This is a genomic window from Nocardia sp. NPDC050175, assembly GCF_044459885.1.
Lineage (GTDB): Bacteria > Actinomycetota > Actinomycetes > Mycobacteriales > Mycobacteriaceae > Nocardia.
In genome coordinates, this window is sequence record NZ_JBITJI010000006.1 from 204,361 (window position 1) to 230,341 (window position 25,981).

At 65.7% G+C, this 25,981-nt stretch carries 15 protein-coding genes; 5 read left to right on the plus strand and 10 right to left on the minus strand.

Annotation, left to right across the window (positions count from 1 at the left end; all coding sequences use genetic code 11):
• Window positions 1-9: 9 nt before the first annotated feature.
• The 5 genes from ACIBK2_RS21910 to ACIBK2_RS21930 all read right to left on the minus strand — a co-directional run bounded on the left by ACIBK2_RS21910 (window position 10) and on the right by ACIBK2_RS21930 (window position 13,235).
• A complete protein-coding gene (locus tag ACIBK2_RS21910; RefSeq protein WP_396969391.1) occupies window positions 10-486 on the minus strand; it encodes a PaaI family thioesterase in 477 nt (158 codons plus the stop codon).
• Window positions 483-1,292: an alpha/beta fold hydrolase gene (locus tag ACIBK2_RS21915; protein ID WP_396969392.1), complete on the minus strand. Its 810-nt coding sequence runs from the start codon at window positions 1,290-1,292 to the stop codon at window positions 483-485. The genes ACIBK2_RS21910 and ACIBK2_RS21915 overlap by 4 nt, the downstream gene beginning before the upstream one ends.
• Window positions 1,289-3,070, minus strand: a complete 1,782-nt coding sequence (locus ACIBK2_RS21920) for a long-chain-acyl-CoA synthetase (RefSeq protein ID WP_396969393.1) — start codon at window positions 3,068-3,070, stop codon at window positions 1,289-1,291. The genes ACIBK2_RS21915 and ACIBK2_RS21920 overlap by 4 nt, the downstream gene beginning before the upstream one ends.
• A gap of 108 nt (window positions 3,071-3,178) precedes the next feature.
• The gene (locus ACIBK2_RS21925) at window positions 3,179-4,747 is read right to left on the minus strand and encodes an NAD(P)/FAD-dependent oxidoreductase (RefSeq protein WP_396969394.1); all 1,569 of its coding nucleotides are present in this window, start codon (window positions 4,745-4,747) and stop codon (window positions 3,179-3,181) included.
• Window positions 4,748-4,772: 25 nt separating this feature from the next.
• Window positions 4,773-13,235 carry an SDR family NAD(P)-dependent oxidoreductase gene (locus ACIBK2_RS21930; RefSeq protein WP_396969395.1) on the minus strand — a complete coding sequence of 2,821 codons (8,463 nt, stop codon included), beginning with the start codon at window positions 13,233-13,235 and terminating at the stop codon, window positions 4,773-4,775.
• Between the two features lie 683 nt (window positions 13,236-13,918).
• On the opposite strand from ACIBK2_RS21930, the gene ACIBK2_RS21935 reads away from it, so the two are divergent.
• The 4 genes from ACIBK2_RS21935 to ACIBK2_RS21950 all read left to right on the plus strand — a co-directional run bounded on the left by ACIBK2_RS21935 (window position 13,919) and on the right by ACIBK2_RS21950 (window position 18,576).
• The gene (locus ACIBK2_RS21935) at window positions 13,919-14,509 is read left to right on the plus strand and encodes a hypothetical protein (protein WP_396969396.1); all 591 of its coding nucleotides are present in this window, start codon (window positions 13,919-13,921) and stop codon (window positions 14,507-14,509) included.
• 701 nt (window positions 14,510-15,210) lie between these two features.
• Window positions 15,211-15,753 carry a hypothetical protein gene (locus ACIBK2_RS21940; protein WP_396969397.1) on the plus strand — a complete coding sequence of 181 codons (543 nt, stop codon included), beginning with the start codon at window positions 15,211-15,213 and terminating at the stop codon, window positions 15,751-15,753.
• 5 nt (window positions 15,754-15,758) lie between these two features.
• On the plus strand, window positions 15,759-16,970 hold the full coding sequence (locus ACIBK2_RS21945; protein ID WP_396969398.1) for a DUF6545 domain-containing protein: 1,212 nt from the start codon (window positions 15,759-15,761) through the stop codon (window positions 16,968-16,970).
• 115 nt (window positions 16,971-17,085) lie between these two features.
• Window positions 17,086-18,576 carry a flavin-containing monooxygenase gene (locus tag ACIBK2_RS21950; RefSeq protein WP_396969399.1) on the plus strand — a complete coding sequence of 497 codons (1,491 nt, stop codon included), beginning with the start codon at window positions 17,086-17,088 and terminating at the stop codon, window positions 18,574-18,576.
• 28 nt (window positions 18,577-18,604) lie between these two features.
• On the opposite strand, the gene ACIBK2_RS21955 is transcribed toward ACIBK2_RS21950, so the two are convergent.
• Window positions 18,605-19,558: a bile acid:sodium symporter family protein gene (locus ACIBK2_RS21955; protein ID WP_396969400.1), complete on the minus strand. Its 954-nt coding sequence runs from the start codon at window positions 19,556-19,558 to the stop codon at window positions 18,605-18,607.
• A gap of 182 nt (window positions 19,559-19,740) precedes the next feature.
• On the minus strand, window positions 19,741-21,120 hold the full coding sequence (locus ACIBK2_RS21960; RefSeq protein WP_396969401.1) for an acyl-CoA dehydrogenase family protein: 1,380 nt from the start codon (window positions 21,118-21,120) through the stop codon (window positions 19,741-19,743).
• Window positions 21,121-21,251: 131 nt separating this feature from the next.
• Here ACIBK2_RS21960 and ACIBK2_RS21965 point away from each other — a divergent pair, with 131 nt between their 5' ends.
• Window positions 21,252-21,977 carry a hypothetical protein gene (locus tag ACIBK2_RS21965; RefSeq protein WP_396969402.1) on the plus strand — a complete coding sequence of 242 codons (726 nt, stop codon included), beginning with the start codon at window positions 21,252-21,254 and terminating at the stop codon, window positions 21,975-21,977.
• 13 nt (window positions 21,978-21,990) lie between these two features.
• Here the strand turns inward: ACIBK2_RS21965 and ACIBK2_RS21970 are convergent, their stop codons facing one another.
• From ACIBK2_RS21970 to ACIBK2_RS21980, 3 genes are read right to left on the minus strand one after another with little or no spacing between them, the layout of a single operon-like run.
• On the minus strand, window positions 21,991-22,692 hold the full coding sequence (locus ACIBK2_RS21970; protein ID WP_396969403.1) for an SDR family NAD(P)-dependent oxidoreductase: 702 nt from the start codon (window positions 22,690-22,692) through the stop codon (window positions 21,991-21,993).
• Window positions 22,693-22,747: 55 nt separating this feature from the next.
• On the minus strand, window positions 22,748-24,163 hold the full coding sequence (locus tag ACIBK2_RS21975; RefSeq protein WP_396969404.1) for a phytoene desaturase family protein: 1,416 nt from the start codon (window positions 24,161-24,163) through the stop codon (window positions 22,748-22,750).
• Window positions 24,160-25,965, minus strand: a complete 1,806-nt coding sequence (locus tag ACIBK2_RS21980; RefSeq protein WP_396969405.1) for a DUF3556 domain-containing protein — start codon at window positions 25,963-25,965, stop codon at window positions 24,160-24,162. The genes ACIBK2_RS21975 and ACIBK2_RS21980 overlap by 4 nt, the downstream gene beginning before the upstream one ends.
• Between the last annotated feature and the right edge of the window lie 16 nt (window positions 25,966-25,981).

Genomic DNA, 25,981 nt, shown 5'->3' on the forward strand with positions numbered 1-25,981 from the left:
GACACTCGGCTACGGGGTCGGCACGGCCAGCACTTGCACGGTGGACCTCGCCGTCGCTACCAGCTTGTTGTCCTCGGTGTAGGCGTCCGCGTCGATGTAGATGGCCGATCGTCCGGCTTTACGCACGGTGGCGATCAACCGCAGCCGCTGCCCCGGAAAGGTCTGCCGCATGAAATGCGTGGTCAGTTCCAGGGTGGTGGCCGGACCGCGGGCCGTGAGGTAGCTGAGCGGGCCGATGAGGTTGTCGAACATCGCGGAGATGAAGCCACCCTGCACCAGGCCGACCGCATTCGCGTACTGCGGCGGTGCCGCCGCCGTCGCGGTCAACGACTTTCCCGGCACATACTCTTCGAATTGCATGTCCATGTCTTTCGCCGACGGCGGCGGAAGCTGGAGGGTTACTCCCGGCGGGGTAAAGCTGCGAAAGAGCTCGATGGTGTATTCGAGGACCTTGTCGTGTCCGTGAATCGTGGCTTCATCGCTCATTTAGTGGCTCCTCCATTGCTGCGACTCTGTTCCGCGGCTGTCAGAAATGTTTCCAACATCGTGTTGAACCCCGGCGCATGCTGGACGGCATGCCCCGCTCCGGGCAAGTGGGCCCGCTGCGCGTCGAGCCGCGCGGCGATGGCATCGCACACCCGCTCGAGCGCGGGGTGGTGATCTCCCGAGAACACCAGCGTCGGCACGCCGGCCTCGGTGATGGTTTCGAATCGAGGCTTGGCCTCGCGCGGCGAACGAAGCTTGCGCCCCATGTCCAGCGCCTCGCGCACGTCGTCGCCCACGTCGTCGAGCATCTTCGGATCGACACCGGCCACCGCGAAGAATTCCTTCTCGGCCTCCGCGTCGTCGGTGCTCTCGGCGTATCGATCGGACAGTTCCGCCAGCTCACGCACGGATTCGTCCTCTTCGGCGGCGTTCCACAGCGGCGCCTCGATCAGCGTCAGCGACCGAACCAGGTGCGGTAGTCGCTCGGCCGCGATGATCGCGCCGAGGCCGCCGTAGGAGAAGCCGATGAGATGGACGCCGCCCGGGATTTCCTCGATGAGCGCCGTCAGGTCGTCGGCGTCGGCGAGGAAGTCCTGCCATGGCGCGGCGGGGCTCGGGGAGAAGCCGCGTCGATTCGGCACGATCAGCGACCAATTCGCCTCGAGATCCCGCTGCGCCGCCCAGGTCATCGGCGCGGGCATCCCGCCGTGCACCAGCACGACGGGAGGTCCAGTACCCGATTTCTGAATGGCCAGCGGCTCCGTGGCCGACGAGCCGACCGGGTCGAAAGTTCCTTCTAAAGTCATAGCCTCTCGGTTCCTTCCAGAGTCATTGCTCTCTCCTCGGCCCGAACGATGGCTTCGTAACGCTCCGGCGTCAGCTCCTGGTAGGTGCGGTCCCCTGCATCGCGCACATAGATCGGCTCCCCTTCCCGCGGCGCGAAACCCTCGCGCTGCAGCGCCAACTTGGACAGTTTCAGTGTCGCTGTTGTTTCCAGCGTGGGCCGGACTCGCACGAAAACCGGTCGTGCGTAAGGCGGTAACGCCGCGTCGAGATGCGCGGCGAGCGCGTCGCCGTCGAATCGAGCGCCGTCGGCGAGCACGACGGCCGCCATGCCTGCCCGGCCTTCGCGGCCCGGAATCGGCACGCCGTACACGCTGGCCGAGTCGATGCCGGGCCAGCGAACGAGCTGTTCCTGCACCTCGGTGGTCGACACGTTCTCGCCCTTGTAGCGGAAGGTATCGCCCAGCCGATCCATGAAGAACAGATTCTTCTTGGCGTCCACGCGGAACACATCTCCAGTGTTGTACAGCGCGTCGCCATCGCGGAAGGCGTTCGTGACGACCTTCGCGCGGGTGGCCCGCTCGTCCCGGTAGCCGCCGAACGGTGTCTTCTTCCGGATGGGCCCGAGCAGCACCCCGGTTTCGCCGGGCCTGCTCTCCACCAGCCGACCGTTCTCGCGCACGAAATCGTCGCGCTCGAAGTCCCATTTCGCCAGCTTGCCGCCGAGGCGCAGCTTGCCGACCGAGCCGACCTCGCCGGACAGGTTGATGGTGGCGATATTGCCCTCGGTGGACGCGTACATCTCGACGATCCGCGGTATCGCGAACCGTGCCTGCAGTGCCGTCCAGACGTCGGCCTGCAGCCCCTGGCCGACCATCACCCGCACCCGATGCCCGCGATCGCGGTCGTCGGGTGGGGTGTTGACCAGGTACCGGCACATCTCGCCGATGTAGTTGCAGCCCGTCGCCTCGAAGCGATGCATGTCGTGCCAGAACGTGCCCGCCGAGAACCGGCGGCCCAGCGCCAGCGTCGCACCGTGCGCGAGCACGCTGGACAGGGCGATCACCAGCGCGTTGGTGTGGAACAGCGGCAGGCAGTTGTAGATGACGTCCGACGGTTCGAGCCGCCAGGCCAGCGCGCCGGTGACCCGCCCGACGGTGGTCAACCGCTGGTAGCTCATCACGGCGGCCTTGGGCAGCCCGGTCGTGCCGCTGGTGAAGATGTAGGCGCCGGTGTCGCCGAGGGCGTGCTCGGCGGTTTCGGGCGGATCGGTGGACGTCGGGCTCTGCACGAACCGCAGCAGACCCGCGGCGTCACCGGCGGGCACCTTGCGGTCCTCGTCCACCCGGCACCGTTGCAGCAGCTCCTCCGGCACCCGGGCGCGCACGGCCAGGAACGCGGGCAGGCACTCCGAGCCGACGGTCATCTGGTTCGCCCCACACACCGACAGGGCGTGCGCGAGCCCGTCACCACGGGCCCGCGTATTCACCAAAGCCGTGACGACACCGAGCTTTCCGGCCGCCAGGTAGTGCCAGACGAACTCCGGCCGGTTCTCCATGAGCAGAGCCAGCACGTCGCCTTTGCGGACGCCAGCGGCCCGGTAGGCGTGCGCGATCCGGTTGACGATGCGATTGGCCTGCGCATAGTCGAACTGCTGATCCTCATAGAGCAGGAACGGATGTTCGGCCTGCACCACGCTTCTGCGCTCGAGCTCGAGGGCCAGCGTTCGGTTGGACCCGGTGCCTTCGAGCAGGCCCCGGGCGAGGGTTCCGTACGACTGGATGCGGTGGATCAGCGACACGCTAAGCGCCCTCCGCTAATTTCGCCACACTCGACGGACTCTGCCGTCATAGCGGCAAAGTACGTTTCCCGCGAATTGGTCAAGATCCACCTCCTCGTGCTGTCGGGTCTATGCCTGCAGTGCCGCTTCGGCCTGTTCCCGCTGCGGCAGGTCGACCCGCGCGGCGATCTCCTGCTCGAACGAGTTCGCCCAGGATTCCAAGCGATCGACGTTGCGCCGCATGTCCCGGAAGGTCTGCGCGGCGGTCTTGTCGGTGAGCAGATCCAGGTGCAGCTGCGCGCAGATCGGCACCTTGCTGTACTCGACGAACAGGTACTTGTCCGGTTGCGGCGCCTGCGCTGCGAAGGCCCGCAGGTTCGCCTGCATCCGTGACTGGATGCCGAAGAACCTCGACGCGATCGGATGGAACTCCTCGGCCGCGTCCGGGCTGGTGAGCAGGCCGCGGAACAGCAGCTGCGACGGCAGCGCCCAGTAGAACGAGGTATCCCACATGACCTTGGTGAACATGGCCGGTGCGTGCCCGAAGATCTGGTAGTTGTCGTGGTACATCTGCAGGTAGTTCGGCCACAGATCCTCGAGCAGCAGCCGGTTGTACGACTGCGCGACATCGGGGGTCAGGCGGCCCTTGCGGTCGAGTTCGATCATCCGCGTCGTCATGGTGTTGGTGTACGCGATGTAGTCCGAACCCGGGCTGTAGAACGCGTCCAGGAAGACCGCCGCCTCACCGACGCACGCCCACCGATTGTGCGAGAAGGCTTGGGTAGAACCGTAACTCGCGTTGCGCAGCACCAGGAAGTCGAGCAGCTCGGCGTTCTCGGTGAACTTCGCCAGCGTCGGCTCGTGCTCGGCGATCCATTGCCGCGCTTTGGTTTCCGTCGAGTAAGTCTTGAACGGGTGGATCCGCTCATCGGTCACGATGCCGATGCTGGTGTTCCCGGAGGACAGCGGAATCATCCACACCCAGTACCCGGTACCCATCAGGTGATTGGTCGAAAACCACCGGCGCTCTTGGGTCTTCGGCATCCAGGTCGGACTGGTTGGCTGCGCCATCTTCTCCACGTCGTACTCGCCCTTGAGGCGCCACCAGGCCGCGTTGATCTTGTGCGGACTTGGCGTGCCGAGGCCGAGCTTGCGCTGGATCAGCTTGCCGCGCCCCGAGGCGTCGGCGACGAACCGGGTGCGGACCGAGCGCTCGCCGACGCCGGCGATCTCGTAGGTGACGACATGATCGTCGTCATCCTCCGACAACTCGATGTCGATCACCTTGGCCTGCTCGATCAGATCGATGCCGAGATCCTTGGCGCCGTGGCGCAGATCGCGCTCGAAGATGCCGCGGTCGATCTGATACGACGGCACCCGGGCGAACCGCCGCGCACCGATCTCGGGCCGCGCCTCGAACGGACCGTGCTGGTCGCCGAAGAACAGGCGCAGCCCGAGCTTGTGCAGGTGCTGCTTGTTGAAATATCCGGTGAGGCCGAGCTGCTCGGTGAAGTAGTGCGCGCCGCCTTCGACCGTCGCCTCCCCCACCTTGTATGCGCCGTCCGGGATGTCGCCTCCGGTCCGTTCCAGCACCAGCACGGTGAGGTCCGGCATGCTCCGCTTGAGCTGGCGCGACAGGGTCAACCCCGCCAGGCCGCCGCCGCAGACCACCACGTCGTAACGTTCGATCGGTTTCATCTTTTTTCTCCGTTCGAGCTGCTGCTCAGTGCCCATCCATCAGGCTGGTGAAGCTGGGGAATTGGTCCTCGGCGGACAGCTCGTCGGCGATTGTCCGCATCACCTGTGCACTCGGATTCTGGATGAACAGGTGGCCACCGGGAACGGTGGTGAGCTCGAACCGGCCGCTGGTCAGCTTCTCCCAACCCTGCAGCTGGTCGACCTCGAACAGCGGGTCCTCCGCGCCGCGCAGCACCGTGATCGGCGCCCGCAGCACGACACCGTGTTCGAACCGGTAGTCGCCGAGCATCTTCAGGTCCGCCCGCACCGCGGGCATCATCGGCTTGACCGAGGCCTCGTCCTCGACGGGTATCGCGAGCAGATCGTTGTCCCGCAGGACCTCGAGCACCCGGCTGTCCGTTTCGCGATCCATATCGAACCCGTCGCGAATGTGCTTGAGGTTGCGCACGTAGCTCTCGACCAGCGCCGGTGAGGGCCAGCCGCCGATGATCAACTTGAGCGGGATCTCCGCGTAGTTCTGCTCCAGGTACTTGGTGAGCTCGTAGGCCAGCAGGCTGCCCATGCTGTGCCCGTAGATCGCGAAGGTCCGGTCCAGGTGCGGCAGCATCGCATCGGCCAGTTCCGCGATGAAGTCGGGCATGGAGTCGATCGGCACCTCGTTGACGCGATCTTCGCGACCCGGGTACTGAATGCCGACGACCTCGACCGTGTCCGGCAGGTAGTTCGGCCACGGCGTGAAGACCGAGGCGCCGCCACCGACGAACGGCATCGCGAACACGCGCAGCGACGCTGTGCTGGAACGGCCCTTCACGGTATGGATCCAGCGTTGCGGGCCAGCGTTTTCCGACGATGCGGGCAGCACGCCGTTCGCCTCGCCGAAGACCTGGGCGAGCACCTCGGTGGCGAGTTCGACGAGCGTCGGCCCGCGCATCAGACCCATGGTCGGGAAGTCGATGTCGAGATGCTTGGCCAGCGAGTTACGGATCTGACCGGCCATGAGCGAGTCCATGCCGAGGTCGGTCAGCGCGACGTCGTGTGCGAGCCGGTCGATCGGCATGTCGAAGATCCGCGAGATCTGCTGCGACAGGGCCTCAACGAGCCGCGGCTGCCGCAAACCCTCTTCGAGTTCGAGCAGTTCGGCCCGCAGCCCCTCGGTGCCACCGGTGCTGGCGGAACCGACGCTGTCGGCCAGGGCAAGATGGGCGAGCCGTGGCGAACTGCGGATGATCGGCATGACCTGGTTCATCTTCGCCCAGTTGACACCGAAAACGCTGGTGCTGGTGACACCTTGGGCCAAGCAACGACCGATGAAGTCCAGTGCGTGGTCCGGCGAGATCGGTGTCCAGCCCAGCCGGGCCAGGGTGTCGAGCTTGTTGCGTGCCACGAACCCGACTTCGGCCATCGCGCCCCAGTTGATGGTCAGCGCAGGCAGTCCGAGTTCGTGGCGGTGCGTGGCGAGCGCCTCCAGGAACCCGTTGGCGGCAGCGTAATTGGCCTGGCCGGGGGTGCCGACGTTCCAGCTCATCGACGAGAACATGACGAACGCATCGAGATCGGCGTCCCGCGTGTGGTTGTGCAGGTGCCAGGCGCCATCCACCTTGGGTTGCACCGTGCGCAGGAAGTCCGCCTCGGTCATGCCCGCCAGCGGACCGTCGGTCAAAACCATTGCCGCGTGGTAGATCCCACGCAGCGGCGGCAGTTCCGCGATCCGTTCCAGCAGGCCGACCACCTCGGCCTCGATGGACACGTCGGCCCGTTCGAGCACCACGTTGACGCCGAGGGCCCGCATCGCCTCGATGGGCTCCTCGTTCTCCTCGTCGATCTGGCCGCGGCGACCGACCAACACCACTGTGCGGGCGCCCTTTTCGACCAGCCACTCGGCGGTGCGCAGGCCGAAGCCGGTGTAGCCGCCGGTGATCAGGTAGGTGCCGTCGGCGTCGACGGGCTCCTCGCCGCTCGAGGTCGGGTGGACCAGCAGCTCGGTGTCGGGCTGGTACTCGACGACGATCTTGCCGATCTGCTTCGCGGTGACCATGTACCGGAACGCCGAGGCCACCTCGGTGGCATCGAAGTCGGTGTGCGGCAGCGCGGGCAGCGTGCCCGCGACGACCGCGTCGAGCACCTTGGTCATCGACTCACGGCACAGCGCCGGGTCTTCCTTCAGCATCCGGTCGATGTCGATCGCGGAGTAGCTGAGGTTGTTGCCGAACGGCTTCAGACCCAGTTTGTAGTTGTCGTAGATGTCCTTCTTGCCGATCTCGAGGAAGCGGCCGCGCGGGCGGAGCAGCTCGAGGCTCTTCGGAATCGTCTCGCCCTGCAGGGAATTGAGCACCACGTCGACGCCGTCGAAGCGCTGCCTGATCTCCTGGGCGAAGTCGAGCGAACGGGAGTCGAAGACGTCCGCGATGCCCAACGAGCGCAGGTAGTCCCGCTTTTCGTCGCTACCGGCGGTGGCGATGACCGTCGCACCGAACGAGTGCGCGATGTGCACCGCGGCCAGACCGACGCCGCCGGCCGCCGCGTGCACGAGCACCCGGTCGCTCGGCCGCAGTCTGCCCACTTCCACCAGCGCGTACCACGCGGTCAGATAAGCCATCGGCAGCGTGGCCGCCTCGGCATCCGACAGGTTCGACGGCGCCGGGTAGACCCGGCTGGCATCGGCGACCACCAGGTTGCCGAAGCAGCCGCGAGCGAACGCGACCACACGATCACCGGGCGCGAGACCATCCACATCGGGTCCGACCTGGGTGATGGTGCCCGCGCACTCCACGCCGAGGTTGCTCTCGTAGAAGCCGCCGAAAGTCGCGCCCTCCGAAAGCAATCCGAGCGTGAGCATGATGTCGCGGAAGTTCAGGCCGGTGGCAAGCGGCCGAATGGTGACCTGACCGCTGCTGAGGACCGGCAGTTCCTGCCTTTCGTAGCGCAGCTGCTCGACGCCGGATTCGGCGGGCACCGACAACGCGAACGGAGTCTCGTCCGACACCCGGGCCGGGATCGCGACCGAGTCCTCGAACTCGGTGAGCGAGACATGCTCGAGGCGGTCGATGTATCGAGTGTCCGCGCGGAACGCGACCTCTTCGTCCGCCGTATCAACGTGCAACAGCTCGTCGAACAGCTGGGTTGCGCGCTGCTCGGTGGGCGCGGTCGGGTCGAAGTCGAAGATCTTCGCCCGCAGGCTGCTGTGCTCGCTCAACAGCACCCGCAGGATGCCCCAGCTCGGAACCTGGCTCAGCGCAATGTGTTCCGTCCGCTCGAGGACGTGCGCCCCCGAGGTCGCGATCCACAGTCGCGGTGCCTGCACCCAGTCCAGTTCCTCGACCGCCTGCGCCAGCGCGATCACACTGTAGGCGCCTTCGCTCTCCACCGCGGGCAGCGCCTCGGTGGTCAGCTCGGCCTCGGCGAAATCCAGGTTCCACAGATGCAACACACCGGCCACCTCGCCGGCGTACTCCCGCACCTGCTCCAGCACCCGCTGCAGATCAGCGCTGCTGTTCGAGCGAACCCGGTAGGTGCGGCCGTCGACCTGCTCGTAATCGTCACCGCGAGTGACGATTACGCCGGACGCACCGGCCTCGCCGAGCAGCGCGGCATAGCGTTCGCCGACACCGTCCGCGTCGGCAAGCACCACCCAGGGCGCCTGCTCGACGCGTGGCTGGTACGGCGCGAGGTCGATGGCCTGCGTCCGCGCCAGGATCACCGAGTTGCCGGTCTCCTCCGGTGTCGCCATATCGGAGAAGATCTGCACGCCCTCGAAGCCGACGGTGGGCAGGAACTCGCGCCAGGTCGCCTCCCGCATCAGCGGGTAGTCGGGCCGCAGCTCGTGATCGCTGAACGCCCACCAGCCCTCGGTCATGCCGAAGGTCAGGTCGACCCAGTGCGGTGGCACCGTCGCCTCGACTACCAGCAGCAGCCCTTGCGAGGTCAGCAGGCGCTGCACGTTGCCGAGGGTGTGGCTCAGACTCGCGGTGGCGTGCACGACATTCGAGGCCACCACGATGTCGTAGTAGTGCGGATCGAAGCCCTGGCCCTCGATGTCGTGCTCGATGTCGAGGACTCGGTAATCGATGAAGTCGTATTCGCTGAAGCGATGGCGCGCCTTGCCGAGGAACAGCTGCGTGATGTCGGAGTACACGTACTCCGCACGGTCAGCAGGCAATTCGGACAGGACGTAGGGGGTGGTGCCGCCCGTGCCCGCACCGATCTCCAGCACCCGCACCGGTCGATCGGTCGGCAGCTCGCGCACGCACTCCGCGACGACCTTGCTGACGATGCGGTTGGCTTTGCCGAACGAGAACGAGGGGCCGTAAAGGTCGGCGACCGACTGGAATTCGTCCTCGGGGAAGATCAGCTCGATGGGATTGACGTCATCGCGAAGCACCGCGTCCAGTTTCGTGCCGCACCGTTCCAGCACGGCGAGCTCGGGCACGCATTCATCGGGACGCCGCGCCCGCAGCTCCGCGAGAGCCGCGACCGTATCGACCCGCTCCGGCACCACCAGCAGCCGCCATGCGTCACCGGCCGTCTCGGTGACCCCGTGCTGCGAAAGCAGTTCCAGCACGCGAGCGAGGTATCGGAGGTGCTTGTCGGCCACCCCCATCTCGGCCGCGATCTCGTCGACGGTAAAGCTTCGGCCCACCGCGAACTGCATGCCGAGCATGTAGAAGGCCTCGGTCATGTACGCGACGCACAGCTCGTTCATCTCCGCTTCGGTCACCGCGTGGTACTCGCGGTTGACCGACCAGTGCCGCAGCTCATCGATCAGCGGCTCGACGGCGGTGTCGAGGGCAGCGACCGAGGGGAAGGTGTCGGCCGGGATGCGCGTCTTCGTGCGCACCGGCGACTCGTGCCAGCGGAACTCGTAGAGCCACTGCAGCAGGGCATCGCCGTCCTCGGTGCTCTGCGTGATCGACTTGCCCTTGAAGCCTTCGAGCTCGGCCACCAGGGTGCCGTCTTCGTTGACGATCCACAGATCGCCGTAGCAGTACGCGATGTCGTCGGTGACCTGCGCGCGGCCGTAGCAGTACACCCGGCCGGTCGCCTTGGCGTAGAAGCTGAGCCGCTTGACCTCGACCGGCAGGTAGAGGGTCTTGTCGTCGTTGTTCGGGTCATTGCCCATCGAGATGGACAGCGACTGGAAGCACGAATCGAGCACCGCCGGATGGATCGCGTGCCGGGGCGCCTCGTCCGCGAGGGCTGCCGGTGTGTCGATGCGGCCGAGCGACTTGAGTTCGGCGTAGTTGAGCTTGGTGATCGCCTTGAACGTCGGGCCGAGCATCAGGCCGTTGTTGCGGAGCTTGGCGAAAACGTGCGCGGGTTCGATCTCGTCGGGGCATTCCGCGTCCAGCTCGGCGAACGGCACCGGCAGCTCGGTGGCCGGTGCGCCGCGGCGCAGGGTGCCGACCGAGTGCAGGGTCCAGTCCTTGTCGCCGTCCTGACGGCTGTACACCGAGTAGTGCAGCGACTCGGTCAGCACCACCTGGACGACGGGAGCCGGACGATCGTCGAAAACGAAGAGCGCGCGGCGGAATTCGACGTCCTCGAGCGAGTACAGACCGGCGCCGAACGCGCTTTCCGCGCAGCCGAGGACCATGTCCAGGTACGCCGCACCGGGGAAGACGATGGGGCCCTGCACGCGGTGGTCGTCGAGCCACGGGTAGATAGCCGGGTCGAGCACCAGTTCCCAGACATGCTTGCCCGGCTCGTCCGCGACCCGGTTTACCTCGCCGACGAGCGGATGGGCCAGCGACGGGAAGCGCGCGTCGTGCGCCAACGGTGTTTCCAGCCAATAGGTTTCGCGCTGCCACGGGTAGAACGGCACTTGCACGCGCTGCTCGATCCCGGCGAAGAGGGCGTCCCAGGACGGGTCGAACCCGGCCACGTACAGCGCGGCCAGCGAGGACAACAGGGTTTCGCGATCGCTCTGCTTGCGATGCAGCGACGCGACGGCAATGCCCTCGGCGTTCCGCTGATCGAGCAGTTCCCCGATGGCGGTCCCGTGAATCGGGTGCGGGCCCAGCTCGATGAACGCCAGGTGCTGATCCTCGATGAGGCGATCGACGGTGGGCGCGAACTTCACCGGCTCGCGCACGTTGTGCCACCAGTACTCGGCGTCGAGCACACCGGTCGGCACGATGTCCGCGGTGACCGTGGAGTACATCGGCACGGTGGCCGGGCCCGAGGTGAGGCCGGACAGCGACGAGATCAGTTCGTCCTGCAGCGGATCCATGTGGTGGCTGTGGAAGGCCACGCTGACCTGGAGCATGCGGGCGAAGATCTTTTCCGCGCTCAGCTCACGCTCGATCTCTTCGAGCGCATCCGGATCACCGGCCAGGGCAATGGATTCCGGGCCGTTGAGGGCCGCGATGGACACCCGGCCGCGATACCCGGCGACCCGCTCCTCCACTTCGCTCAGCGGCAGGCCGACCGCGAGCATTTTGCCCTTGCCGGAGGCCTGCTGCTGCACCCTGCTGCGATGGAAGATGACCCGGACCGCGTCCTCGAAGGACAACGCCCCCGACACGTACGCGGCGGCGACCTCGCCGATGCTGTGGCCGACCACGGCGGCGGGGACGATGCCCCAGCTCTGCCACAGCGCGGCCAGGCCGACCTGCACCGCGAACACCGCGGGCTGGGCGATGAAGGTCTCACCGATGCGGCTGTCGGCTTCGTCGCGACCGAGCTCCTCGAGCACGCTCCAGCTGGCATGCTTGCTCAGCTCGCCGTCGACCCGCTCGACCGTCTGCCGGAAAACCTTGTTCTGCGCGAGCAGTTCACGCGCCATGCCCCACCACTGCGGGCCCTGACCCGAGAACACGAACGCCACACTCGGCGCGGCCGGCGCCTTGACGCCGCTGCGGATCGCTTCCGGCGCTGAACCTTTCGCGACATCTTGCAGTGCGTCGCGCAGCTCGTCGGTAGACGAACACACCATGGCGAGGCGGTGGTCGTAGTGTGCGCGCGTCTGCGCCTGGGTGGCCGCGAGGGTGGGCAGTGCCGCTACCGTCGGATCGTCCAGGAATTCCGCGTAGGTGTCGGCGTACGCGTGCAGCGCCTCTTTGGTCTTCGCGCTGAGCGTGAACAGCACCGGTTCATGCGCCGCGACCGTCTCCGTATTTACGTTGTCCGCGTTGGCGTTTGCCGCGTCCAGCGCGGCCTCGGGCGGGCTTTCCAGGATCACGTGCGCGTTGGATCCACCGAATCCGAAGGAGTTCACGCCCGCGAGGCGCGGCCCGTCACCCGGCCACGGCTGCCGAGTCTGGGCGAGCTGCAGGCCCAATTCCTCGAACGGGATCTCCTTGTTGGGCACCGCGCCGTGCAGGTTCGCCGGGATCTCACCGTTCTGCAGCACGAGGCAGGCCTTGATGACACCGGCGATGCCGGCAGCCGACTCGAGGTGGCCGAGGTTCGACTTCACCGCGCCGACGATGCACGGCCCGTTGCCATTTCGGCCGATGCCGAGCGCCTTGCCGAGCGCGCGTGCCTCGATCGGGTCGCCGACCGCGGTACCGGTGCCGTGCGCCTCGACGAAGCCGATGTCGGACGGACGGACGCCTGCGTCGCGGCAGGCGTCGATGATCATCTGCGCCTGCGCGTCCTCGCTCGGCACGGTCATGCCGTTGGTGCGGCCGTCGGAGTTCGTCGCGCTGCCCCGGATCACCGCGTAGATGCGGTCACCGTCGGCGACGGCCTCGGACAGCTTCTTGAGCACGATGGTGCCCGAGCCCTCACTGCGGATGTAGCCATCGCCGGTGTCGCTGAACGACTTCGAGCGACCTTCCGGCGACAGGAAGGTGCCCTGACTGAAGCCGATGGTCGCCTCGGGGATGAGCAGCGTGCTGACGCCGCCGACGAGCGCCATCGACGCCTCACCGGAACGGATGCTGCGACACGCGAGATGGATCGCGATCAGCGAGGACGAGCAGGCGGTGTCCACGATCATGCTCGGTCCGCGCAGGTCGAGCATGTACGAGACGCGGTTGGCCACAATGCAATTCGTGACGCCGGTCATCGTGTGACCGCCGATGAGGTAACGGTTCTCCGGGTTCAGCTGGATGATGCCGTAGTCATGACCCGAAACACCCGCGTAGACAGCGGTTTTGGTGCCCGCGAGGTCTTCGGGCACAATTCCCGCGTCCTGCAACGCTTCCCAGGTCGTTTCGAGGAAGAGGCGCTGCTGCGGGTCGATCCGCGCGGCCTCGTGCGGGGTGATGCCGAAGAACTGCGCGTCGAACGACGAGACGTCGTCGAGGTATCCGCCCTGGCGCGTCCGCAGATGGCCGGGCCTGGCCGCATCGCGGTCGTAGAAGGCGGCGCCGGACCAGCGGTCCTCCGGGACCTCCCGCACCGCGTCCCGCTCGTCGAGCAGGAGTTGCCAGAAATCGGCCACATCGGAAACTCGTCCCGGGAACCGGCAGCCGATCCCTACGACGGCAATGCCCTCGTTGGCGGTCGACTCGGCCTCGATCGAGGAGCTGTGCACAGAATCCATCGCATTACCTTCGTCTTGTAAACACACATCTATCGAGCTCTGCGGCAACGTCTCAGTTGTTGCCGCAGAGCCGATCAGGATCCCTATCGACCATTCGCGCGTGGCGTGGCGATGCGCGCAGGCGCGGCATCATTCCCGTCAGCGAGGCGATATCGAGCAGGCTGTTTTTCAATGCTGGCGGTCATGTTCCCCCCTCGAGGAACATGACTGTCGATATGAGATTTTCGCCAGCCGAATGACTTTCGGTCGACGGCCAGGCGAACTCGAACGCCGGGCCGTAGCCGACACCGCTGTCGGCGCTCTGCGAACGGACCTCGGCGGTCGCTCCGAGCCGTTCGAACGTCGAGCAGGCGGTGCGTCTTCGGCAATGAGCAGGGTGGACCGGTCGGCGCGGGCAAGCGTCATGTCAACGGGAGTCGTGCTGAACTTCCACATGATCGGTGCCCACCTCACGCCTAGTGCCCAGATCCGCACTCATGGACCGAATTTAACGACCACAATCACTCATGTCAACACATCGGTGTGCATTGGTGCGCATCGACGCCTCATCGATGCGCATCCTGGAGGACCGTATCGCGGCCAGAACGGTGCCATAAGGGCATGATCTTGCTATTGCGCCCTCTCGTGAGCGGACATGAGCAGTGATGCGTGTGCATGAGCAGTCAAGTGGTACGATGCTTCCCATGGGCGACGAATTGGGCGCCAGCGAGACCGTGAAGCGTAATAAAGTCGAGTCGGCTGGACAGCGGTTCGGACGGCAGCTGAAGGCGTTCCGGCAGCGAAATCTTCCCGATGACCTGGTAACTCACCAGCACATCCACGACCTGGGCGGTCCTACCCGGAATGTCCAGTCCCGCATCGAGAGCGGGCAGGTCGACACGATCAGCGCGACCACCGAGGCGAAGTACAACCGGGCACTCGAGGCCCTCGGTCTGCCGACCGGGAGCGCGACCTCGGCGCTGTACCACGGCGGCACGCTGGTCCCTCCCGCTGACGAACGACCCGCCACGGCAGTGCTGGTGGACGACGACGATGTCGAGAGTGGCGTGAGCGCGCTACAGAACCTCACGCGCAAGCATCGGTCCGTGGTGGATCTGGTGACCGAGCTCGACCGCCTCGGCATCGAGTTGAAACGGGCCCGCAGCCACACCGAGGGCTACCAGCTCATCTTCCCCAAAACGGCGATCGACCGGCTACTTCAGGCGCTGCAAAATACCGCCGACCCCGGGCATCCCGGGCACGAAGCCGGCCGAGACGACAACCCACAGACGTAGCCGGCGCCAGCAGCCCGCGGACTCGATATGCCTGGGATACAGCGGATCGGGACCGATCGCGCCGACCGGCGTCAAGGTTCCTACGTTGGGCAGGTTGCACGCCGACACCGACTGAGACACAACAGATCCCGAGTTCGCCTCCGGTCCGGTACGCGATCAGCGGCGGTCGCACGCTGTCTTCGACCGTGCGCCGGAGGGGTCGAAACCTGCGCGGCGCCGCGCCGTTTCGGCGTTCTACCTGCACTTGATCTTCCACCGCCGCTGCGGCACAAGCCGTTCCAGCACCGCCGTTATCTATATCTGACCAGGTCAACGGCACAATCAATTCCCCTTGACCGCACAATTACAAGTACGCGAAGCGCGGGTGACAGGTAGGCTATTAGCCAGCCCGGCAAGTCGACGATGAGTGACTCGACGTGTGTCGACATGCCGGCCACCTGAAGACATCCGGAACAATGGACAAGGTCGCGCTTCGGAGTTGAACCGGACGTCTTCGACGAAAACATTGCGCCGGCGGCAACGATGCCGCTGTTGTGCGCGATAACAAGGTTGAAGATCTCCAGGTGCTCGGGGGAGGAAATCGTGAACGCATACGATCCGCATTCCGACGGCCTCGACGCTGCAGCTCGCACCAGCGGTTATGCCGGCGAACCGGACACCATCGGCGCGGATCGCCTCACTCGGACGAGGAGGCAAGTGACATGTTGAGACTGTTCCGGCGAAAGGTCTCCACCCTCGGGTGGAACCCGACCCGAGGCAAGATCTCCACGCGCGCCCGCCTGCAAGCCGTGGTCGATCGTCTCGAACTTCCGGCCGACTGGACCATCGAGGAGTTCATCGCCTCGGTCGAGCGGATGCGCGGGCGGCGAATCGTGCGATTGCTGCTGCCGCCCACCGCTCCGGTCGGGCTGTGCGGACTGTGGCTGGCGTGTAAGGGCTACGACGTGATTTTTCTGCGGCAGTCCTCCGATCCGGCCGTCGAACTGCACGTGGCATTGCACGAGGTCAGCCACATGCTGCTGAATCATGGGCAGGACACGTCGATCTCCGCGGTGGAGTGGTCGACGCTGACGAGTGGGGTGCCGCTGAACCACGAGATCGACCTGTCCACCGTGCGCGCCGCCCGCGGTGCGTCCAGTTACGCGTCGATCGAAGAGTATGAGGCCGAGCTGCTGGCGACCCTGATCGGCTTCCGGGCCAGGACGGTCGGACCGCGCCGAGACCCGATGTTGAAAGAGCTGTAGCGCCCATGTGGCCGCATGACCACATGCCCGCCGGGCTCACCATCTCCGCGACGGTCTTCATCGTTGTCATCACGCTGATCCGGCTCGCGTTGACCCTGCACACGTCCATTTTCGGCCGCCTGATCAACACCCTGCTCGGCTTCGACGCGGCGGCCGCCTTCCTGCGCGAACCGGTCTTCGCCCGGCACGTGGCCAGGGTCATCCCCGGCGGCCTGCCCACCGTGTTCGACACCTGGCACTGGCTCACCGTCACCGCCTGGGCGTTCGGACTCGGGATGGCCCTGCTGCACGAGAACGGCCCGGTGCGTTACCGCATCCAGTTCCGGATGGTGCTCGGACTGTCGGCGGCCATCGGCTTGGCCTTCGTGGTGCTCAGCGCGCCGGCCCGGGCACACGGCATGGCGTCCATCGCCGAGTACGGCGGATGGCGGTACGGCATCTACATCGCGTTGTATTCGGCTCTGCCAGTGCTGGTTTCGTGCTATTACTATGTTTTGAAGATCAGGGGCACGGTGTGGCGGACGACCACGCTGTGGGAGCGCATCACGGTGGCCACCCTGGTCTGTTTCGGCATCGCCAGCTCGCTGCCCGTCTGCTTGATGGCGGTATCCGCGATCCTGGACTTCGCGGGCGCGGGCAACCAATTCACGTACAGCATTTACAACACCGTGTCCGATGGCTTCGCCTCGGGTGAGCCGGGGCTGTTCATCTTCGTCGCCCTGGTCACGGTGTTCATCCCGTCCTCGACCCAGGCCGTCGTGCAGCTGCTGCGGCTTGATGGCGAATCACGTGCCGCGCGCAGGATTTATCCGATCTGGCGGGACTTGACGTCCGCCGCACCCCAGGTGGTGTTCCAGCTGAAACGGGCGGACAGCTGGAACGTTTCACCGCAGGAGCGGCTGCACCGCAGGCGGATGGAGATCCACGATGCGGCCGAGATCGTGGCCAGATACGTGCTGCCGCTGCCGACCACGGTCGACGAGTTGATCGAGACGACGGTCGACGAGGACGACCAGGAACACCTGCGCATGGTCGCCGAACTGGTCATGGCGGCGCAGCGGCTCACCGACGGCGGTGGTGAACCGACCGGAGAGCCCGCCGCACGGGGCGCCGACCTGCCCGACGAGCAGACGATGCTTCGGCTGTGGCAGCCCGCGAAGGTGCTGCTGCACACGACCACCGTCACTGCTGCCCAAGGTACGCGCGCCTACGCATAGCTTCACTGCATGAACATTTTTCTGTACGTCATGCGCTCCCCTGTGGTGTAATCGTGTCGGTTCTATCGTCGGCATCGATGCCGTTGTCGGAGTCGGCAGCACGTGAAGGGGAACAATGGCATCCATCGATCCGGTGAGCCCGGCGCATCCGAACGTTCTCATCGTCGGCACCGGATTGGCCGGTGTCGGGATGGCAATCAAGTTGCTGGAAACGGGCGAACGCAATTTCGTCGTGCTGGAGAAGGCCGACGGCGTCGGCGGGGTCTGGCGCGACAACACCTATCCCGGATGCGGTTGCGACGTCATGTCGATGATGTATTCGTATTCGTTCGCGCCGAACACCGACTGGAGCAGGCTGTATGCCGGCCAGCCGGAGATACTCGATTACATCCGGCGCGTCGTGAAGGACTACGAGCTCGAACCGTATATCCGGTTCCAATCCGAGGTAGTGTCGTACGAATTCGAGGCCGCCAGTGACCGGTGGGTGGTGCGTACCGCGGACGGCGACGAATATCGGCCGCGCACCGTGGTCGCCGCGCACGGCGCACTGCACAAGCCCTACATCCCGGATTTCAAGGGACGCGACAGCTTCACCGGCACCGTGTTCCACTCCGCCCAATGGGATCACTCGGTGGATCTCACCGGCAAACGGGTCGCGGTGATCGGCACCGGTGCCAGCGGCATGCAGCTCGCGCCCCAGATCGCCGATGCCGCAGCACATGTCGCGGTGTTCCAGCGCAATCCGCACTGGGTGCTGCCGAAAATGGACCGTCCCGTCAGCAACGTCGAGCTGCGCCTGTTCAAGGCGTTCCCCGGCCTGATGCGGATCTACCGCACCGGCTCGTTCTTGATGCACGAGGCGCCGGTCTTCGGCTACTTCCATCCGCGGTTGAACTTCCTGCTCAAACGGCTGTCGCTGCATCATCTGCGCAAGCAGGTGCCCGATCCGGAACTGCGCGAAAAGCTCACCCCCACCTACACTTTCGGCTGCAAGCGCATCCTGTTCTCCAGCGATTTCTATCCGGCCCTGCAGCGACCCGATGTCGACCTGGTGACCGCCGACATCGACGAGTTCACCGAATCCGCCATCCGCACCGCGGACGGCGAACTGCACGAAGTAGATGTGGTCATTCTCGGCACCGGCTTCGCCACCGACAACCGTTGCGCCACAGAGCACATCGTCGGCCGGGACGGACTCACCATCCAGGAGGCCTGGCGCGATGGCACCGAGGCCTACCTCGGCATGACGGTCGCGGGTTTCCCGAACTTCTTCATGATCATGGGCCCGAACTCCGGCGGCGGCGCGGTCTCGATCCTGTTCATGATCGAAGCCCAGGTCCGCTACATCGCGCAATGTCTGCGCATGATGGACAAGAGCGGTTCGACCCGGTTCGAGGTGAACGACGGTGTGCAGCGCACTTTCAACCACTGGGTGCAAAGCAAACTCACCAGATCCGTCTGGGTGACCGGCGGCTGCCACAGCTGGTTCCTCGACCACACCGGCCGCAATCGGCAGTCCTGGCCGGGCACCGGCACGAGTTACTGGCGTGCGACTCGACACCCCGAACCCGAAGCCTTCGAGCTCTCCGGGGCGGGAAAGCCGTAATCGCGACTGATCCTCGTGAGAGCCGGTTTCAGCTCGACGGTTTCGAGTCGTCCTCGGTGCGGCGGCTCGAAACCGGCTGGTGCGCCGAAGGTTCTACTGAGGGCCGTGTCTCGACCGCATCGTCTCGCGCTTGGCGCCGGGCGACCAGCCAGCCGAAGCCTGCGGCCAGGGGGAAGATCGCGACCCCGTAAACCGCTGCGGGTATGGCCATTTCGGTGCTGTCCAACACGCTGATGGCGATCGTGATGGCGATGACGCCGTTGTGGATGCCGACTTCCATCGAGCAGGCGATCGCCTGGCGGCCTTCGACGCCGAGCACGCGGGGCACGACGTAACCGACGGTCAGGCTGATCAGACAGAACAGGATCATGGCGATCCCGACCGCCCGGATGTACGGGATGATGTCGGCGCGCTGGTCGACCATCGTCGCGGTGATCACGAGGGTCAGGGTGAGCGCGGAGCCGATGCGTACGGGACGGTCCATTCGATCCGCGAAGGTCGGCGACCACCGGCGCACCAGCATGCCGAGCGCCACCGGGATCAACACGATCGAGAACACCTGAACGACCTTGCCGAACTGCAATCCCACCGCGGCCGCGCCGTCAGGGTCGAAGTAGTCGATGGCGAGGTTCGTGATCACCGGTACAGTGCCGACCGCGATCACCGAATTGACCGCGGTGAGCGACACATTGAGTGCGACGTCGCCGTGGAACAGATGGCTGAACAGATTCGCCGCAGTCCCACCGGGCGACGCCGCGAGCAGCATCACCCCGATCGCGAGCAGCGGCGACGGATCGAACAGCAGGACCAGACCGAAGGCGGCCAGTGGCAACACCACCAGCTGACACCCCAACGCGATGGCGACCGCCTTGGGGCTTTTCGCGATTCGCGTGAAGTCGTGGACAGTGAGCGAAAGTCCGAGGCCGAACATGATTACTACCAAAACCACGGGCAGCCCGACAGAAACCAGCGCAGAGTCCATGGTGTCCTCACCATTCGATCGAATCCACCCGATCATCGCGCCTTGCGACGCTACGCGCGGAGACAATCACCGAAAACCCCCCACCAGGGGCATCCGGGTTCGGCGAATCTTGTTCAGGATCTGGCGGTTCCGGCAACAATGCAGACGGTGCATGTCTGCACGGAATGGCCCGCCGCGGCGGTTCAGCGGGGTGGGCGAAGTATCTTCAACGCGGCCTTCATGATCGGGCCGGGCACACGATCGCGCATATCCAGCGCCGCCGCCGCGGCCTTACTGCGTACCTCGGTGCCGCGGCCGAACATCTTGTTCAGCGGGCCACCCGACGGCTCCAGATCGACGTGCAGCGGCGGCCTGCCCTCGGCCGCGCCGAGCGCATGGGAGATGACGACACGCTGGATCTCGCTGGTGCCCTCGAAGATGGTGTACAGCTTCGCATCTCGATACCACTTCTCCACCGGATGGTCGGTGATGTATCCCCAGCCACCCAGCGTTTGGATCGCGCGTTCGGTGGCTTTCACCGCCACCTCGCTGGCCGCCAGCTTCGCCATCGATCCCTCGCCGCGCTCGAACGGCACACCGCTGGCCGCCATCCAGGAGGCGCGCCACGTCAGCAGCCGCGCGCCATCGATCTGGGTGGCCAGGTCCGCGATCGGGAAGGCGATGCCCTGATTGTCGATGATCGGCGCACCGAAGGCCTCGCGGTGGTTCGCGTAGGTGGTCATGTATTCCAAAGCGGCCCTGGCGATTCCGAGCGCCTGTGCGGCAACCATCGGACGCGTCTGCTCGAACGTCCCCAACGTCACCGAACCCGACCGACCACCGCTACGCGCCGCCTCCCGCCGCTTGGCCAGTGCATGCTCGAGCTTGTCCACTCCCCCGAGCAGATTCTCCGCCGGTACGCGCACGCTGTTGAATTTCAACTCCGCCGTATGCGAGGCGCGACAACCCATCTTGTCGAGCTTGCGCACCAGCTCCAACCCGGGCGTACCCCCCGGCACCACGAACAACGCTTGCCCCCGATGCCCAAGCTCCTCATCCACCACCGCGTTCACCACATGCACATTGGCGATACCACCATTGCCGATCCACATCTTGTGACCGTCGATCACCCAGTCGTCACCATCCCGGACCGCCCGGGTACGCAGATTGCGCACGTCGCTACCGCCCTCGGGTTCCGAGATGGCAAGCGCCGCAAGCTTCAAGTCCCCAGGCGTGCCGAAACATTCAGGCGCCCACTGCAACATCTGCTCCGGTGTCGCCGCCTGTCCGATCGCCGACAAAGCCAACGCGGGCATCACAATCGCCAGCCCGATCCCCGCACACCCCCAGAACAACTCCTCCATGAACATCGGCAACGACAAGCCCGACGGATCACCGATCAGGTCGCGATAAAACAACGGGCTATAGAACCCGCGCTCAGCCGCCTCCTCCAACACCGGCCACGGAAACTCCTGTGCCCGGTCATAATGGGCCGCCACCGGCCGGATGCAGTCTTCCGCAAACCCATGCGCCCGCTTGGCCAGGTCATGCTGCGCCGCGGTCGGTGTCAGATCAAAAGTCACGCCTTCGCGATACCCAGTCGGCGCCGATCGACACTGATTCGGTGTCGTCCAAATATCCGACCCGAAACTCCCACCGAGGAGTACACACTTGAAGCCTGTTTTTTCCGAAGTCGGCCATCTAGGAGACGTTGATGACTCGGACGGTCCGATGGATGCTGGTGATCAGCGCAATTGTCTTCGCGGCTGCAGTAGCCCTCATAGTGCTCTTGCCGCGCAGCGACACTCCGTCGACAGCGACCGCTACGAGCACCACTGCCGTGCCCGATTCACTGGGCAAACAAGTCGACGCCCGATCCAACACCCCAAAGATCACCACCCTCACCCCTTTTGACGCCCAAGGAGCACCAACCACAGGCTGGGAGGTCGACGACAAGGCCGGATCCCCACCCATCGATTGCTCCTACAACGAACCCTCCCCCAGCGCGACCACAGACAACATCCTCAGCTGCGCCCCCACCGCCGCCGCAGCCGACAGCTGCGTAACAGTGCCGAACAGACCAACAGCACTGTGCCTGATAGACCCCTTCACCAACCACCTGACCCGCTACGCCACCACCACCGTGCGAACCGGCGTCGTCCACGCCCCCCAAACCCCCCAGCCGATCGCCCTCATCCTCGACAACGGCACCAAATGCCGCCTCCGCAACGGCGGCTCCTGGTCCACCCCCGAAGCCAACCCCACCTACGTCGGCTACTACTTCTGCCCCGGCAACGGCTTCCAAGCAATCTGGGCCCCACCAACCGGCCCCGCCATCACCCAACAACCCACCGGCTGGACCGTCCAACTAGGCGGCGAACGCGGCCCCCTAACCCAACACCAAGTAACCGAAGCCTTCTACGTCGCCATCAGCCGCTGACGGTGCTTGAAATCTAGCCACGAGCCTCATCGTCGTCGCCGGCAACCTGCCCGTGACCTCCACCGGTCCGCGGCGGCGGGAACCGCGCTGTCGTGCGCTTTTCCGGCGCGAACCTGCGTAGCACCGGTAGACCGAAAGCCGGCGCACCGGGTCCGGGAGGTAGGCCACCGACGCCGTGCACCGAGTCACCGGCATTCTCCGAGAACAGCACGCTGCCGCACCCGACGCCATCACCTTCCCGCTGGAAGCGCCGAGCGGTGACCTTGCTACACGCGACGAAACCAGCCCCGAACGCGCCACCCACCAGCTCCAACAGCAACAAAGGCATAGCGGCACCGTCATCCAAGTCACCGTGGCTGGACACGGGCGTGATGGTCAACCCACCGGTAAAGCGCGAGTCCAGTTCCATCCGCTCCACGCCTTCGAAACAGATCTCGTCGCGACACTCGAAACCCCCAAAGCCGAGGCTGCGCAACAATAATTCACTGTGTCCGACCCCGTATCGCCAAACGCGAAAATCGTTGTCAGTGGCAAAGGGCAATGTGCTCACCCAGTCCACAATGCCACGATCGGAGACCGCGGCGGCGGCCTCCTTGTCCGTGGTGATGCCCGCGTTGTTGACCAGAATATCCAGTCGCCCATGGGCTTCGATGACCTCGGCGATGGTGCGACGGCAGTCCTCGGCGGAGCCGACGTTGCCGCGATGCGCCGACACGGACGCACCGTGCGGCGCGGTGATCTTGCGCAGCTCATCGGCGAATCGGTTGCGATCAGCGACGCAGGTGATCGAGCGCGGCCGCGGCCGCATTGGCGCCGCACATACCGTGCGCGCCGGGTCCCGGCGGGGTGGCCGCCGAGCAGATGTACCTGCCGGGCACGCCGATGCTGTACGGCGACAGCGTGATTCGCGGACCGAACACCAGCTGCCGGATGTCCTTCGACCCGGTCATGATGTCCCCGCCGACATAGTTGGGGTTGTACGCGGCCATCTGGGTGGTGCTGCGGACGGTGTAGCCGACGATGCGCTCGCGGAAACCGGGCGCGAACCGTTCGATCTGCGTGGTGATCGCGTCCGTCGCGTCACCCGTGTACCCGTTCGGCACGTGCGCGTAGGTCCACAGCGGGTGCACGTTGCCTACCGAACGCTGCGGATCGGCCAGATACTGTTGCCCGACCAGGACGAACGGCCGTTCCGGCATCCGTCCCGCGTGCACGTCACGTTCCGCGGCGGCCAATTCGGCATAGTCGCCGACGACGTGCACCGACCCGGCCCGGCGCGCCGCCGGATTGGTCCACGGCACGCCGTCCTCGATGGCGAAGTCGACCTTGAAAGCGCCCGGCCCCTGTCGGAATCGCCGGTAGGCGTTGGCAATTCGCGATGGCAACTGGTCACCGAGAATCCCGGCCACCGCGTCGGGCGCGAGGTCGAACATCGTCACATCGGCGGCGGGCAGCTGAGCGACGGCCTCGATCCGGGTGCCGGTCTCGATCTTGCCGCCCAGATCGGTGAGCAGCGCGGCGAGCGCGTTGGTGATCGACTGCGATCCGCCCGCCGCCACCGGCCATCCGTGCCGATGCCCGGCGGTGAGGATGCCGAGCCCGATGGCCGAGGACAACGGGGTGTGCAGCGGCCGAAAGGCATGTGCCGCAACGCCGCCGAACAGCGCGCGAGCCTCGTCGGTCCGGAAGATCCGCGCCAGCGTGGAAGCGGGCAGGACGGTCGGTATACCGAACCGGCCCAGCGTCAGCGGATGCCGGGGCAGCCGCAGCAACGGCTGCATGATGTCCTCGGCCAGTACGTCATAGCGGTTCGAAGGCCCCTCGAACAGCGCCCGCCACCGGGAGCCGTCCCGGCCGAGCCCGACGGCGGTGTCGGTCACGGACTGGTGCAGCACCCCCGCCCGGCCACCGTCGAGCGGGTGCACACAATCGATTTCCGCAGTGCGCCAGGCCAATCCGTAACGCTCGAGCCCGAGTTCGTTGAGGAACTGCGAGCCGACGGCCATCGGATGCGTCGCCGAGCACTGATCGTGCAGCAGGCCGGGCAGCAGCGCCTCGCGGGTGCGGGTCCCGCCGCCGATCTCGTCGGCGGCCTCCAGCACCGTCACCTGCACCCCGGCTTTGGCCAGGGCCACCGCGGCGGCGAGTCCGTTGGGCCCGCCGCCCACCACGGTCGCGGTGGTCATGCCAGTGCTCCGCGTCCGTGCTCCTGCTCGCCGCGCACCTGCTGCCGCGCCGCGCGAGTCCAGTTGACCGACAACGGGATCGGGCCGTTGGGCAGCCATGGCTGCTCCGCGACCGCGTCGGACACCCGCCAGGTGCCCCGCTCGATCACACCGAGCGCCGCGTCGATGACCTGATAATGCTGCATTTTGCTCCCCCAGGCCTGTGATTCTACCCAGACCACCACGGCCTCACCAGGTTCGAACTGCGCCTCGCGCTGCACCGCGGCGATGAAATCGGCGTTGTGCAGATGGCCGTCACCGAAGTTGAAGCCGATCAACGAGTTACACAGGAACTCACCCTCGCGGACGGTCCTGCTGTCGATATCGGGGAGGTTCTTCAGCAACACCGAGAAGAGCCCTCGTCCCTGGCTGTGCATGGTGCGCCAGGCGATGACCTGCTGCATGGTCACCTCGGCCCACTCCGGTTCGTAGCCGAACTCGACGAACTGATCGACCTGGTTCTTGGCGGTGCGCGTCACCTTGTTCAGCTTGGCCTCCGCGCCGGGCGTGAAGGCCCAGACCGCCGAGGCCCAGTTGCCCGCGTACTGCCGCATGGACGGCAGGAACGACACCTTGTCCGGCCGGAAGTTGCCCAGGATCGGGAAGAACAGCAGCGCGGCGATGAGCAGCACGGCCAACCAGGGCGAGGAGATGTCGGTGAGCGCGTAGCCGTGCCAGTTCGGGAAGCCGAGGAACAGGAAGATCGTCGCGTAGGCGAACAGCACATTCCATTCCAGCGGCACGGCAAGGGGGAAGGTGGAGACGATGAACAGGTGGAAGATCACCATCACCGCCGCCGCGGCGATGGTGAGATAGATGTTGGTCGAGAAGAACAGCACCAGCGGCGCGATCACCTCGATGGTGGTACCGCCGACATGCGCCATGATGTCGGCCACCCGCGAGGGCCGCAGGTCGCGCGGGAAGTCGCGGTAATGCGCCCGCTTGACCCAGCCGAACGGCACGGACGGGCTGTTGCTCACCATGGGCGGCACCACGAGCGAGAAGTGCTTGCCGAACTTCGAGACACCCGCACCGACCCAGACGATCAGGATCAGCAGCTTGAGCGCGATGATCATGTCCACGAACGGCAGTGCGGCGAAGAAGATCAGCGCGGGCAGATACTGCTCGCCGCGGGCGCCGAGGAAGATGGTCTTGTCGCGCAGTCCGTTCAGGATGAGCAGCACGATCGGGGCGATGAGCAAAGCAGGCCGCACCAGGCCGGAAGCGTTGTCCGGCACGGCTTCCGACAGCGAAGCACTGTGCACGCCGGGGGCGAACAGCGGGATCGCGACACTGACCAGCAGTGCCACATACAGCACGACATCGATCGGGGAACGTCGATCGCCCGCGGTGAGCGGCAGCCATTTGAACGGCCGCAACCTGATGGTGCCCGGCCGGGCCCAGAACAGAATGCCGCCGGTCATCGGCTTCACCTTGCCCGCCAGCGGCCCCCACGAGCCCGCGATGCCGACGGTCTCCAGCAGCACCGTCCACAGCACCGCCTTCTGATAGACGATCGGTTGATCCCACCACTGCGAAACATGCCAGAAGGCAGGCAGATCCGAGGTCGCGGTGGCGACGATGATGCCGCCGAGCGCGTACAGCACCACCAGCTTGAGGATATAGATGCTGTGCACCATGCGAGGTGAGCCGAATCCGTGCTCAGCCCAATGCAGGGCGAGCACGCGCATCCGCTCCATCAGTGGCTCACGCAGGAACGTTTTTGGATCTACCTGCGGCAGATCGGGTTTGGTGAATCCCATGGTCTTACTCCTTGTC

Bases quoted from the DNA above. Each gene is read 5' to 3' on its own strand.
- ACIBK2_RS21930 (WP_396969395.1), bottom strand. From the start codon at position 13,235: ATGGATTCTGTGCACAGCTCCTCGATCGAGGCCGAGTCGACCGCCAAC.
- ACIBK2_RS21935 (WP_396969396.1), top strand. From the start codon at position 13,919: ATGGGCGACGAATTGGGCGCCAGCGAGACCGTGAAGCGTAATAAAGTC.
- ACIBK2_RS21915 (WP_396969392.1), bottom strand. From the start codon at position 1,292: ATGACTTTAGAAGGAACTTTCGACCCGGTCGGCTCGTCGGCCACGGAG.
- ACIBK2_RS21975 (WP_396969404.1), bottom strand. From the start codon at position 24,163: ATGACCACCGCGACCGTGGTGGGCGGCGGGCCCAACGGACTCGCCGCC.
- ACIBK2_RS21925 (WP_396969394.1), bottom strand. From the start codon at position 4,747: ATGAAACCGATCGAACGTTACGACGTGGTGGTCTGCGGCGGCGGCCTG.
- ACIBK2_RS21955 (WP_396969400.1), bottom strand. From the start codon at position 19,558: ATGGACTCTGCGCTGGTTTCTGTCGGGCTGCCCGTGGTTTTGGTAGTA.
- ACIBK2_RS21980 (WP_396969405.1), bottom strand. From the start codon at position 25,965: ATGGGATTCACCAAACCCGATCTGCCGCAGGTAGATCCAAAAACGTTC.
- ACIBK2_RS21940 (WP_396969397.1), top strand. From the start codon at position 15,211: ATGTTGAGACTGTTCCGGCGAAAGGTCTCCACCCTCGGGTGGAACCCG.
- ACIBK2_RS21910 (WP_396969391.1), bottom strand. From the start codon at position 486: ATGAGCGATGAAGCCACGATTCACGGACACGACAAGGTCCTCGAATAC.
- ACIBK2_RS21965 (WP_396969402.1), top strand. From the start codon at position 21,252: ATGACTCGGACGGTCCGATGGATGCTGGTGATCAGCGCAATTGTCTTC.
- ACIBK2_RS21945 (WP_396969398.1), top strand. From the start codon at position 15,759: ATGTGGCCGCATGACCACATGCCCGCCGGGCTCACCATCTCCGCGACG.
- ACIBK2_RS21950 (WP_396969399.1), top strand. From the start codon at position 17,086: ATGGCATCCATCGATCCGGTGAGCCCGGCGCATCCGAACGTTCTCATC.